This is a genomic window from Microbacterium sp. XT11 (assembly GCF_001513675.1).
Lineage (GTDB): Bacteria > Actinomycetota > Actinomycetes > Actinomycetales > Microbacteriaceae > Microbacterium.
Map to the genome: position 1 here is coordinate 987,800 of NZ_CP013859.1, position 16,447 is coordinate 1,004,246.

General features: G+C 70.1%; 18 protein-coding genes. 15 read left to right on the forward strand and 3 right to left on the reverse strand.

The features are described 5' to 3' along the window. The first annotated feature begins 15 nt into the window (after window positions 1–15). From AB663_RS04675 to AB663_RS04715, 10 genes are all read left to right on the forward strand, one after another. Window positions 16–1,116: a lactonase family protein gene (locus AB663_RS04675; protein WP_067196270.1), complete on the forward strand. Its 1,101-nt coding sequence runs from the start codon at window positions 16–18 to the stop codon at window positions 1,114–1,116. 3 nt (window positions 1,117–1,119) lie between these two features. Next, window positions 1,120–1,242, forward strand: coding sequence for a hypothetical protein (locus tag AB663_RS17625; protein WP_257720795.1), 123 nt, complete (start codon window positions 1,120–1,122; stop codon window positions 1,240–1,242). A gap of 79 nt (window positions 1,243–1,321) precedes the next feature. Continuing rightward, on the forward strand, window positions 1,322–2,743 hold the full coding sequence (locus AB663_RS04680; RefSeq protein ID WP_067196271.1) for a dihydrolipoyl dehydrogenase family protein: 1,422 nt from the start codon (window positions 1,322–1,324) through the stop codon (window positions 2,741–2,743). Window positions 2,744–2,891: 148 nt separating this feature from the next. Continuing rightward, entirely contained in the window at window positions 2,892–3,194 is a 303-nt protein-coding gene (locus AB663_RS04685) for a DUF427 domain-containing protein (protein ID WP_067196273.1), read from the forward strand. 19 nt (window positions 3,195–3,213) lie between these two features. Next, window positions 3,214–4,074: an ABC transporter ATP-binding protein gene (locus AB663_RS04690; protein WP_067196275.1), complete on the forward strand. Its 861-nt coding sequence runs from the start codon at window positions 3,214–3,216 to the stop codon at window positions 4,072–4,074. Then, window positions 4,071–4,748: an ABC transporter permease gene (locus tag AB663_RS04695; RefSeq protein WP_067196277.1), complete on the forward strand. Its 678-nt coding sequence runs from the start codon at window positions 4,071–4,073 to the stop codon at window positions 4,746–4,748. Before AB663_RS04690 ends, AB663_RS04695 begins: the two co-directional genes overlap by 4 nt. Then, complete coding sequence (locus tag AB663_RS04700) at window positions 4,745–5,461, forward strand: ABC transporter permease (RefSeq protein ID WP_067196279.1); 717 nt, start codon at window positions 4,745–4,747, stop codon at window positions 5,459–5,461. Before AB663_RS04695 ends, AB663_RS04700 begins: the two co-directional genes overlap by 4 nt. A 168-nt stretch (window positions 5,462–5,629) precedes the next feature. Then, window positions 5,630–6,553: an ABC transporter substrate-binding protein gene (locus AB663_RS04705; RefSeq protein WP_067196280.1), complete on the forward strand. Its 924-nt coding sequence runs from the start codon at window positions 5,630–5,632 to the stop codon at window positions 6,551–6,553. Window positions 6,554–6,737: 184 nt separating this feature from the next. Beyond that, window positions 6,738–7,037 (forward strand): chorismate mutase, encoded by a 300-nt coding sequence (locus AB663_RS04710; RefSeq protein ID WP_067202157.1) that lies wholly within the window; start codon window positions 6,738–6,740, stop codon window positions 7,035–7,037. Window positions 7,038–7,177: 140 nt separating this feature from the next. Continuing rightward, the gene (locus AB663_RS04715) at window positions 7,178–8,341 is read left to right on the forward strand and encodes an ROK family protein (RefSeq protein ID WP_067196282.1); all 1,164 of its coding nucleotides are present in this window, start codon (window positions 7,178–7,180) and stop codon (window positions 8,339–8,341) included. Window positions 8,342–8,429: 88 nt separating this feature from the next. Here the strand turns inward: AB663_RS04715 and AB663_RS04720 are convergent, their stop codons facing one another. From AB663_RS04720 to AB663_RS04730, 3 genes are read right to left on the reverse strand one after another with little or no spacing between them, the layout of a single operon-like run. Next, the gene (locus AB663_RS04720; protein WP_198147930.1) at window positions 8,430–9,350 is read right to left on the reverse strand and encodes a carbohydrate ABC transporter permease; all 921 of its coding nucleotides are present in this window, start codon (window positions 9,348–9,350) and stop codon (window positions 8,430–8,432) included. A gap of 2 nt (window positions 9,351–9,352) precedes the next feature. Further along, window positions 9,353–10,324 (reverse strand): carbohydrate ABC transporter permease, encoded by a 972-nt coding sequence (locus tag AB663_RS04725; protein ID WP_067196283.1) that lies wholly within the window; start codon window positions 10,322–10,324, stop codon window positions 9,353–9,355. Between the two features lie 32 nt (window positions 10,325–10,356). After that, window positions 10,357–11,607: an extracellular solute-binding protein gene (locus tag AB663_RS04730; RefSeq protein WP_067196285.1), complete on the reverse strand. Its 1,251-nt coding sequence runs from the start codon at window positions 11,605–11,607 to the stop codon at window positions 10,357–10,359. A gap of 265 nt (window positions 11,608–11,872) precedes the next feature. On the opposite strand from AB663_RS04730, the gene AB663_RS04735 reads away from it, so the two are divergent. From AB663_RS04735 to AB663_RS04755, 5 genes are read left to right on the forward strand one after another with little or no spacing between them, the layout of a single operon-like run. Further along, window positions 11,873–12,769: an SIS domain-containing protein gene (locus tag AB663_RS04735; protein WP_067196287.1), complete on the forward strand. Its 897-nt coding sequence runs from the start codon at window positions 11,873–11,875 to the stop codon at window positions 12,767–12,769. Then, a complete protein-coding gene (locus AB663_RS04740; protein WP_083511110.1) occupies window positions 12,769–13,764 on the forward strand; it encodes an ROK family protein in 996 nt (331 codons plus the stop codon). The genes AB663_RS04735 and AB663_RS04740 overlap by 1 nt, the downstream gene beginning before the upstream one ends. Further along, complete coding sequence (locus AB663_RS04745) at window positions 13,761–14,693, forward strand: 1-phosphofructokinase family hexose kinase (RefSeq protein ID WP_067196289.1); 933 nt, start codon at window positions 13,761–13,763, stop codon at window positions 14,691–14,693. Before AB663_RS04740 ends, AB663_RS04745 begins: the two co-directional genes overlap by 4 nt. Continuing rightward, on the forward strand, window positions 14,690–15,535 hold the full coding sequence (locus tag AB663_RS04750) for a class II fructose-bisphosphate aldolase (protein WP_067196290.1): 846 nt from the start codon (window positions 14,690–14,692) through the stop codon (window positions 15,533–15,535). Before AB663_RS04745 ends, AB663_RS04750 begins: the two co-directional genes overlap by 4 nt. Continuing rightward, window positions 15,532–16,311 (forward strand): DeoR/GlpR family DNA-binding transcription regulator, encoded by a 780-nt coding sequence (locus AB663_RS04755; RefSeq protein WP_067196291.1) that lies wholly within the window; start codon window positions 15,532–15,534, stop codon window positions 16,309–16,311. The genes AB663_RS04750 and AB663_RS04755 overlap by 4 nt, the downstream gene beginning before the upstream one ends. The last annotated feature ends 136 nt before the right edge of the window (window positions 16,312–16,447 follow it).

Here is a 16,447-nt window from a genome sequence, read left to right on the forward strand (position 1 = left end):
ACGCGGAGGAGAGACATGACGCGCTTCTGGCTCGGCGGCTATGGCCCGGCCATGGACGGAACCGCCGAGGGCATCGGCCTGCTCGCGGGCGAGCCCGGCGCGGAGACGGCGCTCTCCTACCGCGGCGCGGTCACGGACACGCCCTCGCCCTCGTGGCTCGCGCAGCATCCGGCCCTCGACGTCGTGTACGCGGCGCTGGAGGGCGATGCCGCGGTGCAGGCGTTCGCCCGCACGGGCGAGTCGGCGCTCACCCCGCTGGGCGACCCCGTCGAGGCGGGCCAGTACGTGTGCCATGTGGCCGTCGCTCCGAGCGGCGCGTACCTGATCGCCAGCTGCTACGGAGACGGCCGGGTGGTGCGCATCGGCATCGACGGCGCGGGGCGCCTGGTGCCGGATGCCGCGCACAAGGCCGCCGAGCTGCGCGCAGCGCTGCTGGGCGAGCCGCTGGAGGACACGGGAGCCCCCGCGGGCACAGCGGCTCCGGCATCCGACCCGTACGCCGGATCCGGTGACGACCGCGTCTCGCACGCGCACGCCGCCGCGTTCCTCCCGGACGGCCGCATCGCCACCACCGATCTCGGCTTCGACCTCGTGCGCTTCTGGCGGGCCTCGCCGTCCGGACTCGCCCTGGACCATGAGGTCGTGCTGCCGCTCGGCGTCGGTCCGCGGCACATGGTCGTGCACCCGAGCGGACACCTGCACGTCGTGACGGAGTACTCGTGCGAGGTGTTCACGCTCGCCTCGGGCCCTGACGGCACGTGGGGCGTCGTCTCGTCGGTGCCGGCGACGCCGATCGCCGAGGTCGGCACCGACTTCCCGGCCGAGCTCGCCCGCACGCGCGACGGCCAGTTCCTCTACACGGCCCTGCGCGGCAGCAACACGATCGCCGCGCTGCGCGTTCGGGGAGCCGGGGAGAGCCTCGAACCCGTCGCCGTCGCCGAGTCGGGCGTCGACTGGCCGCGACACCACCTCGTGCACGAGGGCAAGCTGCTCGTGGCCGGACAGCGCTCCGACACGATCGCCCTGCTCGACCTCGACGAGCGCACGGGCGCACCGCTCGGCATCCGCCACCAGGCCCCGGTGCCCACGCCGACGCACTTCCTGCCCGTGCGCTGATCCGTGCGGCATCCGTCCGATCGTCTCCTGCTCGCGCAGGGCTCCGCCGAGCGCACGCATCTGCTGACCGTCGACCGCGTGCTGCTCGCGCTCGACGGGGCGGATGTCGTCGACGCCGGAGTCTGAATCTCCCACCGCCGGGAACAACCCGCCCGTGACTCGACGTTGCTGATCAGCAAGACTGAAGGCGACGATGGGAGCCGCGATGACCGACGAATACGACCTGATCGTGCTGGGCGGGGGTCCGGTCGGCGAGAACGTCGCCGACCGTGCCGTGCAGGGCGGGCTGACCGCGGTCATCGTGGAGAGCGAGCTGGTCGGCGGCGAGTGCTCCTACTGGGCGTGCATGCCATCGAAGGCGCTGCTGCGATCGGCCCAGGCGCTGCGGGCGGCCCAGCACGTCGAGGGTGCGGCTCAAGCGGTCACCGGACGCCTCGACGTGAGCGCCGTGTTCGCCCGCCGCGACTCGTTCACGAGCAACTGGTCCGACGACGGTCAGGTGCGCTGGCTGGAGTCCGCAGGCATCGATCTCGTCCGCGGCCACGGTCGCCTCAGCGGCGAGCGTGAGGTGACGGTGACGGATGCCGACGGCGCGACGCGCGTGCTGAGGGCGCGGCACGCGGTGGCGATCAGCACGGGGTCTGATGCCGTGATCCCGCCGATCGAGGGACTGCGCGAGGCGAACCCGTGGACGAGCCGCGAAGCCACGAGCGCTCAGGAGCTCCCGGAGTCGCTGGCGGTGATCGGCGGCGGGGTCGTCGCCGTCGAGATGGCAACGGCCTACGCCGCCCTCGGCTCGACGGTGACGCTCATCGCGCGGAGCGGACTGCTCGGCGGCATGGAGCCGTTCGCCGGAGAAAGGGTGTCCGCAGGGCTGCGTGAACTCGGCGTCGACGTGCGCACCTCGACGGGAACGACCGCCGTGCGGCGCGACGACGACGGCGTGACGATCACGCTCGACGACGGTTCGACGGTGACGGCATCCGAGGTCCTCGCCGCGACGGGCCGGTCCCCGCGGAGCGACGACATCGGGCTGGAGACCGTCGGGCTCGAGCCGGGGCGCTGGATCGAGGTCGACGACACGCTGCGCGTCCCCGGCAGCGACTGGCTGTACGCGGTCGGCGACGTCAACGGGCGCGTGCTGCTGACGCACCAGGGCAAGTACCAGGCGCGTGCGGCGGGCGACGTCATCGCTGCGCGGGCGAAGGGCGGCGAGATCGACGACGCGCCCTGGGGCAGGCACGTCGCGTCGGCCGACCACCGGGCGGTGCCGCAGGTGACGTTCTCGATCCCCGAGGTGGGGTCGGTCGGCCTCACGGAGAAGGCGGCGACGGATGCCGGGCTCGCGGTGCGATCGGTCGACTACGACCTCGGCTGGGTGGCGGGCGCGAGCCTCTACGAGGACGGATTCGCGGGGCAGGCGCGGCTCGTCGTCGACACCGACCGCGAGGTCGTCGTCGGCGCGACGTTCGTCGGACCCGAGGTCGCCGAGCTCGTGCAGGCGGCGACGATCGCCGTGGTCGGAGAGGTACCGCTCTCGCGGCTGTGGCACGCCGTGCCGTCCTATCCGACCGTCAGCGAGATCTGGCTGCGGCTGCTCGAGGCGTACGGCCGGGACTCGGCCTGATCCGGCGAGACGACACGGCATCCGAGCCGGAGCGGCCGCACCGAAGGAGAACAGGAATGTTTCCGACATTGACGGGCCGCGGCGCGACGTCGGCACCGATGTCGGCGACCTCTTATACGCTCGAACCCGAATCCGAGGAGGCAGGACCATGAAGGCCGTACTCGCAGGAACCGTCATCGCCGAAGCCGACGAGAGCGATCTCATCCGCATCGAAGGCAACTGGTACTTCCCGCCGGCATCCGTCACGCCCGGCGTGCTGATCGAGAGCCCCACGCCGTACACCTGCCCCTGGAAGGGCGAGTGCCAGTACTGGTCGGTGAAGACCGGAGACGAGGTGCACGTCGATCAGGCCTGGTCGTACCCGCATCCCTATCCGAGCGCTTTCGACCGCGTGGGCAAGGACTTCTCGGGCTACGTCGCCTTCGCGCCGGGCGTCGAGGTGTCGCCCTGAGCGTCGACGGGAGCAGCCGATGATCGAGTTCCGCAACGTCACCAAGCGCTTCCCCGACGGGACCCTCGCCGTCGACGACTTCAGCCTCGTGCTGCCCTCGCGCAAGACCACCGTGTTCGTCGGATCATCGGGCTGCGGCAAGACCACGCTGCTGCGCATGATCAACCGCATGGTCGAGCCGACGAGCGGCGAGGTCGAGATCGACGGCGAGAGCGTGCTGGGCGGAGATCCCGTGGCGCTGCGGCGTCGCATCGGCTACGTCATGCAGAACTCGGGGCTCATGCCGCACTTCAGCGTGATCGACAACGTCGCGACGGTGCTGCGCCTCAACGGCGTCTCGCGCCGGGCCGCGCACGAGCGGGCTCGGGAGCTCCTCGACACCGTCGGCCTCGACCGCGGGCTCGCCGAGCGCTATCCCAGCCAGCTCTCCGGCGGTCAGCAGCAGCGGGTCGGGGTGGCACGCGGCCTCGCGGCCGACCCGAACATCCTGCTCATGGACGAGCCCTTCGGCGCCGTCGACCCCATCGTGCGCGCCGACCTGCAGCAGGAGACCATCCGGCTCCAGCGCGAGCTCGACAAGACGGTGGTGTTCGTGACGCACGACATCGACGAGGCGTTCCTGCTCGGCGACCAGGTCGTGATCCTCGACAAGGGCGCCCGCATCGTGCAGGTCGGCAGCCCCAGCGAGATCATCGAGAACCCCGCCGACGATTTCGTGGCCGCGTTCATCGGCGCCGATCGCGGACGCCGCGCGCTTCGCCTCAAGCAGACGCCACGCGGAATGGTGGTGGTCGACACCGAGGGGCGCACACAGGGTGCGATCGTGGGGTCGGATGCCGATGGCCTGACGGTCGCCGGCGGGACGACGGGACCGTCGTGACCTGGGTCGCCGACAACTTCGGCATGATCCTCGGCCTCACGCTCGATCACCTGAGGCAGAGCGTCATCCCGATCGTGGTCGGATTCCTCATCTCGCTGCCGCTCGGCTGGGTGGCGTGGCGATACCGGCTCGTGCGCGGACCGATCGTCGCGGTGACCGGGCTGCTCTACACGATCCCCTCGCTCGCGCTCCTCATCCTGCTCCCGTCGCTGTTCGGCTACTCTGCCCGCACCGACTCGAACCTCGTCGTCGCGCTCACGATCTACGCGATCGCGATCCTCGTGCGCGCCGTCGCCGACGGTCTCGACTCGGTCGATGACGACGTGCGGCAGGCGGCCACGGCCATGGGCTACGCGCCCTTGCGTCGCTTCTTCACGGTCGAGCTGCCGCTCGCCGGCCCGGTGATCCTCGCCGGTCTGCGCGTCACGGCCGTGAGCACCATCTCGCTCGCGACGGTCGGCATCCTCATCGGCGTGCAGAACCTCGGGTACCTCTTCACCGACGGGCTGCAGCGCCGCATCATCGCCGAGGTGCTGTCGGGCGTCGTCGCCGTCGTCGTCATCGCGCTGATCGTCGACCTGGTGCTGCTCCTCCTCGGGCGCGCGCTCATGCCTTGGACTCGTGCGGCGAGCACGTCAGCGCCCCGCATCGCGACGGTGAGGGCTGCCGCATGAACCTCTTCGCCGACGCACTCGCCTGGCTGTTCTTGCCCGAGCGGTGGCAGGGGGCGTACTCCCTGCCCGTGCTCTTCGGACAGCACATGCTCTACACGCTGATCTCGGTGCTCATCGCCGCCGTGATCGCCCTTCCGGCGGGATGGCTGATCGGCCACACCGGAAAGGGCCGTGAGATCGCGGTCGCCATCTCGGGCGCCGCGCGCGCCGTGCCGTCGTTCGGCCTCATGGTGCTGCTCGTGCTTCTGCTCGGTGTGCTGCACGTGCCCGAAGCCGCGATCATCACGTTCGTGCTGCTGGCGATCCCGTCGCTGCTGGCGGGCGCGTACACGGGGCTCGAAGCCATCGACCGCCGCGTGATCGATGCCGCGCGAGCCATGGGGATGACGGAGTGGCAGATCTTCACGAAGGTCGAGGTGCCGCTCGGGCTTCCGCTCCTCGTCGGAGGTCTCCGTTCCGCGCTGCTGCAGGTGATCGCGACCGTCACGATCGCCGCATACGTCAACCTCGGCGGATTGGGATGGCCGATCATCCAGGGCATCCCGCTGCGCAGGTTCGACCAGGTGCTCGGCGGTGCGATCCTCGTCGCCCTGCTCGCGCTGATCGTCGACCTCCTGCTCGCCGCGGCGCAGCACGCCGCCGTCCCAGCCGGAGTGCGCACGCCGCGCCGCGTCCGCCGCCGGCCCGTCGTTCCCGCTCCGGCATCCGCCTGATCTGCCTCCTACCGTCTTCCGCCTCCCCCTCCGACCAACGCATCCGCCGCCGACCACAGCCCGCCACACCAGAGCCGTCACACCGAAGTCATCACAGAGAAGTCGCCACAGAGAACTCGCCACAGAGAAGTCGCCACAGAGAACTCGCCACAGAGAAGAGGAAATCCCATGTTCACCGCACGAAAGTCACGTCTGGTCCTCGCCGCAGGCACGGCCGTCGCCGCTGCGCTGGTCCTCGCCGGCTGCGCGAGCAGCAATCCGCTCGACACCCCATCCGATTCCGGTTCCGACTCGGGAGGCGACGGCGACACCATCGTCATCGGCTCGCAGGCCTACTACTCCAACGAGATCATCGCCGAGATCTACGCGCAGGCGCTCGAAGACGTCGGCTTCACGGTCGACCGGCAGTTCAGCATCGGCCAGCGCGACGCGTACATGCCCGATGTGGAGTCGGGGGCGATCGACCTGTTCCCGGAGTACACCGGCAACCTGCTGGAGTACCTCGACGACAGCGCGACCGCGACGAGCCCCGACGACGTCTACGCGGCGCTGAAGGACGCGCTGCCCGACGGCCTCACGGCGCTCGACTACGCCGAGGCCTCGGATCAGGACACATACACGGTGCTCAAGAGCTTCGCCGACGAGCACGGTCTGAAGACGATCGGCGACCTGTCGAAGGTCACCACGCCCGTGACCATCGGTGCGGCGCCGGAGTTCGAGCAGCGCCCGTACGGGCCGGCCGCCGCGAAGGAGGTCTACGGCGTGGATCTCGCGTTCTCCGCGACGGGGCCGACCACGCTCGAGTCGCTGCTCGCCGGCGAGATCCAGGTGGCCGACATCTACTCGGCCGACCCGGCCTTCCAGACCGAGGGCATCGTGGCTCTCGAAGACCCCGAGAACATCATCCTCGCGTCGAACGTCGTCCCGATCGCATCGAGCGATGTCGCCGACGAGATCGCCGACGTCATCGACGGGATCAGCGCGAAGCTCACCACCGAGGAGCTCGTGGGTCTCAATGTGCAGAGCACGGTCGACCAGAAGTCTCCCGAGGAGATCGCCACGGGTTGGCTGAAGGACCAGGGGCTCGTCTGATACCCCGCGTCGGCGCGGAGACGGCTCACGTCGCTTCCGTGCCGGCGCGGTTTCCGTGTCAGGCGGTTTCGCGTTTGCGTGGTTTCGGTGCCTGCGTGGGTTCCGTGCCTGCGCCCGTTTCCGCGCTTGCGCGGTTTGCGTGCCTGCGCCCGGATGGGATGCCGCGGGTCCGTAGAGTATGACCATGACCGACGCCGTGGACCCGAACGTTGAACTGCTCCGGCTGCGCGCCAGCATCGACAACATCGACGCCGCCCTGATCTTCCTGCTCGCGGAACGGTTCCGTGCCACGCAGCAGGTCGGGCAGCTCAAGGCGGAGCATCGGATGCCGGCATCCGATCCGCGCCGGGAGGAGCAGCAGGTGGCGCGTCTGCGCGCACTTGCGGAGGAGGCGCACCTCGACCCGGAGTTCGCGGAGAAGTGGTTCAACTTCGTCGTGGCCGAGGTCATCCGCCATCACACGGAGGCGGCGGAGAGCCGCTGATCGAGCTCCCCGGGCGGGCGACAGGTGTGTGCAGCACTCGCCCGCCCGGGGCGCCCAACTTCGTTTAATGAATAAACTATGTCGAGGCTACGCACTGCCTCGTCGTGTGTCAACATTCTCTGCGACCCCGGAACCAGCCCATGCTCACCAGCGATGACGCTCTCGACACCCAGGGTTCGGTGCGGCGCGCCAACCTCCGCCGAGCGCTGCAGTTGGTCTTCGACAGCCCGGGCATGCAGACGCGGGCCGGGATCGCCAGGGCGACCGGCCTCACGCCGGCCACGGCGTCGTCGCTCGTCGCGGAGCTCATCGAGGGCCGCCTCGTGGTCGAGGGGGAGCAGGCGGCGAGCACCGGGGGCAAGCGCGCGACCACGCTGCGCATGGATGCCGGTCACCACCTCATCCTCGTGATCGTGATCAGGCCGACGGACGCCCGCATCTCGCTCGTCGCCCTCGACGGCGCGGAGGTCGAGGCGCACAGCATCACCTACGACGCCGCGACGCGTGAGCGGAGACTCGACGACGAACTGGCGCGCATCGGGGCGGAGTACGCCGGACGGCTGCTGATCGCCGGTGCGCAGCTGCCAGGGGCCACCGACGGCAGGCGGGTGCTCGAGAGTGTGCAGCTCGGGTGGCGCGACGTGCCGCTCGCCGACCGGTTCGAGCGGCTCCTCGATGTGCCGGTGCTGCTGGTGAACGATGTCGACGCCGAGGCGATCGCCGAGGCGGCGCTCGAGGAAGGAGCCTCCGGGCATCGTCTCTTCCTCCACATCGGCGTCGGCATCGGCGCCGCGGTCACGCTCGACGGGGAGCCGGCACCGGGTCCTCGCGATCGCGCCGGTGAGATCGGGCACGTGCAGGTGGTGTTCGGCGACGAAGCTCGGCCGTGCCGGTGCGGACGGCACGGCTGCCTGGAGTCGGCCTCGTCGATGACGGCCATGCTCGGGGAGGCGTTCGACGACGCGCTGGACGCGGCGAGCATCCGGGCTCTTGCCGACGCCGCGGACCCCGCCCTGTTCGACGACGCGGCGCGAGCGCTCGCACGCACGATCAAGCTCATCGCCGCGGTGCTCGACGCCGCCGAGGTCGTGATCGGCGGGCCGGTGCGCGCGCTGGGTGAACCGTTCCTGGAGCGGGTGCGTGCCGGTGTCGCCTACTCTGCGACGGGCACGGCCGATGTTCCGGTGCGGTACGCCGCCGCCGATGGTGCCCTTTCCCTCGGGGTCGCGCAGATCGCCCTCACCGCCGCGCTCGGGGTGCGCTGGAACCCGCAGCAGCTGCGCTCGGCATCCGCGCTTTCCTGACGAGGCGCCGGTCCGTTTCACGTCGCACGATTTGCCCCGATCTCGGGCCGGAGAGGGCAAATCATGCGACTTGAAGCGGCTGGGGGCCCTACTTCACGCTGCCGGCGGTGAGGCCGCCGACGAGGCGCTTCTCGATGAGCATGAAGAGGATCACCACGGGCAGGATCGCGACGATCGAGACCCCGAACACGTACTGCCAGCTCGTCTCGTACTGGCCGACGAACTTCGTGAGCGCCACGGAGAGCGGCTGGTTCTTGTCGGTGGACAGGATGACGAGCGATGCGGCGAACTCGTTCCAGCACGCGACGAACGTGAACACGATGGCCGTGACGATCCCCGGCCACACGAGCGGCAGGTTGATCTTGAACAGCACCGTGAAGCGTCCGGCGCCGTCGATCTGCGCGGCCTCGTCGACCTCCTTGGGGATGCCGGCGAAGAACGAGTGCATGATCCATACGGCGAACGACAGGTTGAACGCGGCGTTGATGAAGATCATCGCCGCCCACGTGTCGCCCATGCCGAGGGTCGTGAACTGGCGGAACAGGCCGGAGGTGAGCACTGCCGGCTGCAGCATCTGCGTCACGATCACCAGGAACAGGAACACCATGCGCCCGGGGAACCGGAAGCGCGCCGTGTAATACGCCGCGGGCAGCGACACCGCGAGCACGAGCAGCGTCGCGAAGACGGAGATGACGATCGTGGAGACGAGGTTGTACGGCAGCGGCGTCTCGGGCGTCGACCACATCGAGATGTAGTTCTCCCAGTGCCACTCCGTGGGGAAATAGGTCGGGTCCACCGACCGGATCTGCGGCTTGGTCTTCACCGAGCCGAAGAACATCACGAGGTACGGCAGCACGAAGACCGCCAGCACGAGCAAGCCTGCGACGGTCCGGAGGATGACGCGGGGCAGCGACACCTGGTCCTCGGTGTAGCGGCGCTTGCGGCCGATCTGCGGGGCGCGCGCCCCGGGGCCGCGGGTGGTGACGAGGGCGGTCTCGGTGACGGTCATGGTCAGACCTCCTTCATCGGCTTGACGGCCTTGACGTAGACGGCCACGATCACGATCACGATGAGGAAGGCGACGACCGACAGGGCGCTGGCCACGTCGACCTTCTTCTGCAGCTCGATGTACTTGAAGATCATCGTCATGATCGTGTCGGCGCCGTACCCGGGGATCGACCCGGTCATGACCTTGAGGATCGGCAGCGAGTTGAACACGTTGATGATGTTGATCAGCACCGCCACGGCCAGCGCGCTGCGCAGCTGCGGCAGCACGATCGTCCAGTAGGTGCGGGCGGCTCCGGCGCCGTCCATCTTCGCGGCCTCGATCGAGTCGGACGGCACGGTCTGCAGTCCGGCGAGGATCGTGTAGGTCGTGAAGGGGAGCGACACGAAGATCGCGATGACGATCGACCAGATGAACGCCGTGGTGGGGTTCTTGGTCCAGCCGTAGCCGACGGGATCACCGGAGAGGCCGACGTCGTAGAGGAACTTGTTCACGATGCCGAAGTACGGCTCGAGGCTGTAGTAGAACACCATGGTCGTCATGACGACGGATGCCGCCCACGGGATGATGACGGCCATGCGCACGATCTGACGTCCCGGGAACGCCTTGTTGAGGATCTGCGCGAGTGCCAGCGAGATCACCACCGTGAACGCCACCACCACGAGGACCCACACGATCGTGCGGAAGAAGATGGGCCAGAACTCGGAGAACCCGAACACGGTGGCGAAGTTGTCGAAGCCGACAGAGCCCTTGTCGAGTCCCGAGAGCGAGATCTTGCGCGTGGAGTTGTAGAACATCACTCCGGCGGGGAAGAGCACGACGCCGATGATGAGCACCAGAGCCGGTGCGATCCACGGCAGCGCCTGAAGGAGGTCCTTCATGCCGGGGCGACCGCGCGCTGCTCCCGACGGCGCCGAGGTGCGGGGGCGGCTGCTCGCCGCCCCCGCGAGGTTCGAGGACTGTGTCGTCTGGCTCATGGTCGTACCCGAACCTCTCCCTCTCTGCGGGCTCAGCCCGCGTCGACCTGCGCCTGGATCTGCTTCAGCACATCGGCGGCGGGCTGCGACTGGAGCTGACCGAACAGGGACTTGAACGCGCCGTCGGCGGCCGACCACTTCGGGTTCGTCGACGGATAGAACTGCGCGTCGGGGAGCACGTCGAGGAACGGCTTCAGCTTCTCGTCGCTGCCGAGCTGTTCCGCGCCCGACTTCGTCACAGGCAGGAAGCCCTCGGCCTGCACCCACGGCACGTACACGTCGGCCGAGTAGTAGTAGTCGAAGAACTTGGTGATCGCATCGGCCTTGTCGCCGTCGTTCTTGAACGCCATGAGCTGGTCCATGACGCCGAGGGTGAACGGCGATCCGTCCTTGGTCGGGATCGGCACGACCGAGTAGTCGAGCTCGGGGTTGCCCTCTTCGATCTGTCCGACGGTCGGCGGCAGTCCCACCTGCATGCCGATCTTGCCCTGCACGAAGATGTCCATGAGCGGCGAGCGGTTGGTCGAACCGGGGTCGGCCTGTGTGGCGCCCGCGTCGATCATCTTCTTGATCTGCTCGGCACCCGCCAGGTTCTCGGGGGTGTCGATCGTGATCTCCGAGGCATCGCCGAACGAGCCGCCTCCGCCCCAGAGCCACACGGCGGCTTCGGCCTGCGCCTCTTCGGATCCGAGCGGCATGCCGTAACCGGCGACGCCGCCGCCGAGGGCGGAGACCTTGGTGGCGGCATCCAGCAGCTCGTCCCAGGTGGTCGGCGCCTCGACGCCGGCCTGCTGCAGCAGCGTGTTGTTGACGAACAGCGCACGCGCCGACGCGATGAGGGGGAGCGCGTACGCGGTGCCGTCGACCTCGGCGTTCGCGAGGAAGGCGTCCTGGAAGTCGGCGTAGGTGTCCTCCGACACGACCTCCTCGACCGGGTAGAGCAGGTCGTCGCCGACGAAGCCCGCGAACGGGCCGCCGTTGTAGATGTCGGGAGCGTCGCCCGCCTGGATCTTGGTCGAGATGACCTTCTCGAGGTTGTCCCACGACTGCACTTCGAGCTTGACCGTGATGTCGGGGTTCTCCTTCTCGAACCCGGCGATCACGTCCTCCCAGAGGCCCTTGGTCTGGTCGGAATAGCTGGGGACGAGCATGTTCAGCGTGGTGCCGCTTCCGTCGCCGCTGCCGCCGTCTCCTCCGCTGCCGCCGCCGAAACCGCACGACGCGAGCGAGAGAGTGGCGACCGCTGCTACGGCCGCGGTGCCGAATCGCAGTGACTTCTTCATGTGTGGTGCATCCTCACTGTGTTTGTTCCGCTCGGGGAGCGGATGCCCGCTCGCGGAGAGCGGACGTCGTGCACAGTCGCAACACTTCACGCGACGGTGCGTGGTGAGCCGCCCGGGGGAGGGCGGCGGAGTTGTTCGATTATTTGTCAGGCGAACGAACAAATCAAGCATCGGCTTGTGGGAATCGTTCCGATCGCAATACTATGATCGAATCCATCTCCAAACAATCACAACTACGCAACTTCTGCCTCAGGAAGGCCGAGCCATGACCGACGTCCAGCCTGGCGTGCACATGCGCACCGAACTCACCTCCCAGCCCGAGACCTGGGCGAAGGCCGCCGACCTGCGCGAAGCGCAGGCGCAGCTTCCGGCCTCGGGCGCCCGTATCGCCGTCGTCGGCTGCGGCACCTCGTGGTTCATCGCCCAGTCCTATGCCGCACGCCGCGAGAGCGCCGGGTTCGGCGAGACGGATGCGTACGCGGCATCCGAGGCCTTCATCGACCGCGGCTACGACGCCGTCGTCGCCCTCACCCGATCGGGGACCACCACCGAGGTGCTCGAACTCGTCGACCGCATCAAGGGGCGCGTCCCCACGATCGGAGTGATCGGCGACCCGACGTCTCCGCTCGTCTCGATGGTCGACGAGGCCGTGCTGCTGCCGTTCGCCGACGAGAAGTCGGTCGTGCAGACGCGGTTCGCGACCACGGCGCTCGCGCTGTTCCGCGCCTCGCTCGGCGAAGACCTCACCGGCGCCATCGCAGACGCGGAGGCCGTGCTCGCCGCAACCGACGACGACGGGCTGCGCGATGCCGAGCAGTACACCTTCATCGGCCGCGGCTGGACGATCGGTCTCGCTCACGAAGCGGCGCTCAAGCTGCGCGAGTCGTCGCAGTCGTGGACCGAGTCGTACCCGTCGATGGACTACCGGCACGGCCCGATCGCGATCGCGGCTCCCGGCCGCGTGACCTGGCAGTTCGGCGAGGCGCCCGAAGGCCTCGCCGCGCAGGTCGAGGCGACGGGAGCGCGCTTCGTGCAGCATCCGATCGACCCGATGGCCGACCTCGTGCGCCTCCATCGCGTCGCCCTCGACCGGGCCGTGTCGCGCGGCCTCGACCCCGACCAGCCGCGCAACCTCACGCGTTCCGTCATCCTTGATGCATGATGACCTCCCCTGACCCGAGCGGCGCCGTCGTGCCGGACGTCGTGCGCGACGCCTCAGGCGAGAGGCTCGCCGCCGTGCGGTCGCTCGGGCAGGGGGCGCCCGTGCTCGCCTTCGACGTGGGCGGCACCGACATCAAGTCCGCGCTCTTCGACGCCGACGGCACCGCGCTCGGTCTGCGCCGCACGCCGACTCCGGTGGCCGAGGGCGATCGCACCGGAGTGCTGATCGAGCGGCTCGTCGTGCTCGCCCGCGAACTGCGCGCCGCCCACCCCGACGTCGAGCCGAAGGCCGTCGGTCTCGTCGTGCCGGGCATCGTCGACGCCGATGCGGGCCTCGGTGTGTTCGCGAGCAACCTCGGCTGGCACGACTCCCCGATCCGCGACCTGGCGGCGGATGCTCTCGGCCTCCCCGTCGCTTTCGACCACGACGTGCGGGCGGCGAGCTGGGCCGAGCACCGGCTCGGCGGCGCGCGCGCCCACGCGGACTCCGTCGTGCTGGTGATCGGCACCGGGATCGCCGGCGCCCTCCTCGTCGGCGGCGTGCCGTACACCGCGGGGGGCTACGCCGGCGAGATCGGTCATTCGCCCATCGCCGACGGTCCGGTCTGCGCGTGCGGAGCCCGCGGGTGCCTCGAGGCCGTCGCCTCGGCCGGAGCCATCGCGCGCCGCTACCGCGAAGCGACGGGCATCGCACCCGACGGCGCGAAGGACGTCATCGCGCGCGCCGCGGCGGGCGACGAGATCGCCGCGGAGATCTGGAACTCGGCCATCGACGCGCTCACCCTCTCGCTCGCGCAGCTGACCGCGGTCGTCGCGCCCGAGGCGGTCGTCATCGGCGGCGGCCTGTCGCGCGCCGGCGGCGCCCTGTTCGACGAGCTGCGCGCGCGCCTCGCCGCGAGGCTGAGCTTCCATCGCATCCCCGAGCTCGTCCCGGCGGAGCTGTCGGGCAACGCCGGCCTCATCGGTGCCGCGCTGCGCGCGAGGGAGCTCGCATGATCCTCACCGTCACGCCCAACCCCGCACTCGACCTCACCTGGCACGTCGACCGGCTCGTCGTCGGCGCGACGCACAGGGCGGATGCCGGCGCCGTGCGCGCGGGCGGCAAGGGGCTCAACGTCGCCAGGGTCGCGCACGCCCAGGGTGCCGAGGTCGTGGCGATCACGACGGTCGGCGGTCGCACGGGCATCGAGTTCGCCGCGGAGCTGACCGCGTCGGGCGTGCCGCACGCGCTCATCGAGGTCGCCGGAGCGACGAGGCAGAGCGTGGCGATCGTCGACGAGGCGCTCGGCGACACGACGGTCATCAACGAGCGCGGCATGAACCCGTCGGATGAGGAGTGGGCGGCAGTGCTCGCCGAGGTCGTCGACCGGCTGCCGACCGCGCGCGTGCTGGTGGTCTCGGGCAGCCTTCCCCCCGGCGCGCCCGGCAGCCTCCTCCCCCTGCTCATCGGTGTCGGCCGCGACGCCGGGGTGCCGGTCATCGTCGACACCTCGGGCCCCGCCCTGCTCCGCGCGGCGGACGCGGGGGCCACGGTCCTCAAGCCCAATGCGGCCGAGCTCGCCGATGCGACCGGCATCCCCGACCCGGTGGAGGGCGCACGATCGCTGCTCGACCGCGGTGCGGAGCTGGTGCTGCTGTCGCTGGGGGCCGACGGAATGCTCGCCGTCACGGCGTCCGACACCCTGCACGCCCGTCTCGACGCGCCGCTGTCGGGCAATCCGACCGGGGCAGGAGACGCCGGCGTCGCCGCGTGCGCCGTGCTCTACGCCGAGGGGGAGCGCGATCCCGAGCGCATCCTCCGCCGTGCCACCGCCTGGTCTGCGGCGGCGGTGCTGATGCCGCTCGCCGGCGAGATCTCCGACACCTGGACCGACCTCGACGCCGCCCTCACGGTCGGCCCCTATGCTCCCAAGGACCCTGAATGACCCTCGTCTCCGCTCGCGATCTGGTGACGGATGCCGCACGCCGCGGCACCGGCATCGGCGCGTTCAACGTCATCCACCTCGAGACCGCGGAGGGGCTCGTCCGCGCCTCGGAGCAGGCGCAGCTGCCGGTGATCCTGCAGATCTCGCAGAACTGCGCCGATTACCACGGCGGCCTCGAGCCCATCGCGCTGGCCACGCTGGCGGTGGCGCGCCGGGCGCAGACGCCCGTGGCCGTGCATCTCGACCACGCCGAGCGCCCGGAGCTCGTCGACGAGGCGATCGCCCTCGGTTTCGGCTCGGTGATGTTCGACGGCGGCGCGCTGCCCTATGACGAGAATGTCGCGCTCACAGCCGCGGTCGCGACCCGCGCGCACGAGGCCGGCGTGTACGTCGAGGGCGAGCTCGGCGAGGTGGGAGGCAAGGACGGCGCGCATGCGCCCGGCGTCCGCACCGACCCGGAGGAGGCACGCGCCTTCGTCGCGGCGACGGGCGTCGACGCCCTCGCGGTCGCGGTCGGCTCGTCGCACGCCATGCTCGACCGGTCGGCGTCTCTCGACCTCGACCTCATCGCCCGCCTGCACGCCGCGCTCGACGTGCCCCTCGTGCTGCACGGCTCCTCGGGCGTCGCGGACGCTGTGATCGTCGACGCGGTGCGGGCGGGCATGACCAAGATCAACGTCTCCACGCACCTCAACGGCTTCTTCACTCGCGCGATCCGCGCCGGCCTGGCCGCGGACGAGTCGCTCGTCGACTCGCGCAAGTACCTGAAGCCCGCGCGGGAAGCCCTGGCCGGCGAGGCGTCGCGGATGCTGCGGCTGTTCGCGCTGGAGGGCGAAGCATGAAGCGGGCGGCGCGGCTGAACGCGATCCTCGACCTCCTCGCCGATGCCGGAGAGGTGACGGTGGAGGAGCTCGTGGAGAGGTTCGGCGCTTCACCGGCGACGACGCGTCGCGACCTCGACAGCCTCGCCGAGCAGCGTCTGCTCACCCGGACCCATGGCGGCGCCGTGGCGCAGGCCGTCGCTTATGAGCTGCCCATCCGCTACAAGAGCCATCTCCGCACGCACCAGAAGGAGCGCATCGCGCAGGCTGCCGCGTCGCTGGTCGCACCAGGAATGGTCGTCGGGCTCTCCGGCGGCACCACGACGACCGCCATCGCCGCGGCGCTCGCGGCCCGAGACGACCTCTCGGGCGGGGGCGGACTCACGGTCGTCACGAACGCCGTGAACATCGCGGCGCAGCTGGCCACGCGTCCCGACATCAAGGTCGTCGTCACCGGCGGCGTGATCCACTCGCGCACGTACGAGCTCGTCGGGCCATTCGTCGAGCAGCTGCTGCGGGGAGTGCGGCTGGACATGGCCTTCATCGGCGTGAACGGCATGGACGCGGCATCCGGAGCCACCACGCAGGACGAGCGCGAGGCCGCCGTGAACAGGATGATGGCCGAGCGCTCCCGCCGCGCCGTGGTCGTGACCGACTCGAGCAAGCTCGGCCTCTCCGCCTTCGCCGCCGTGGGCGGAGTCGAGTTGTTCCCCTCGGTGATCACGGATGCCGAGGCCGACGCGGCATCCGTCGAAGCGCTGCGCGACGCGGGGTACGAGGTGCTCCTCGCGGACTGATTCCGCGGTGGCGACAGCAGGGGGCGCTTCCCTGGTGGCGAGTGCAGGGGGCGCTTCCCCGGTGGCGACAGCAGGGGGCGCTTCCCTGGTGGCGAGTGCAGGGGGTGCCGCGGTCGCCTCCGCGGCACCCCCTGCC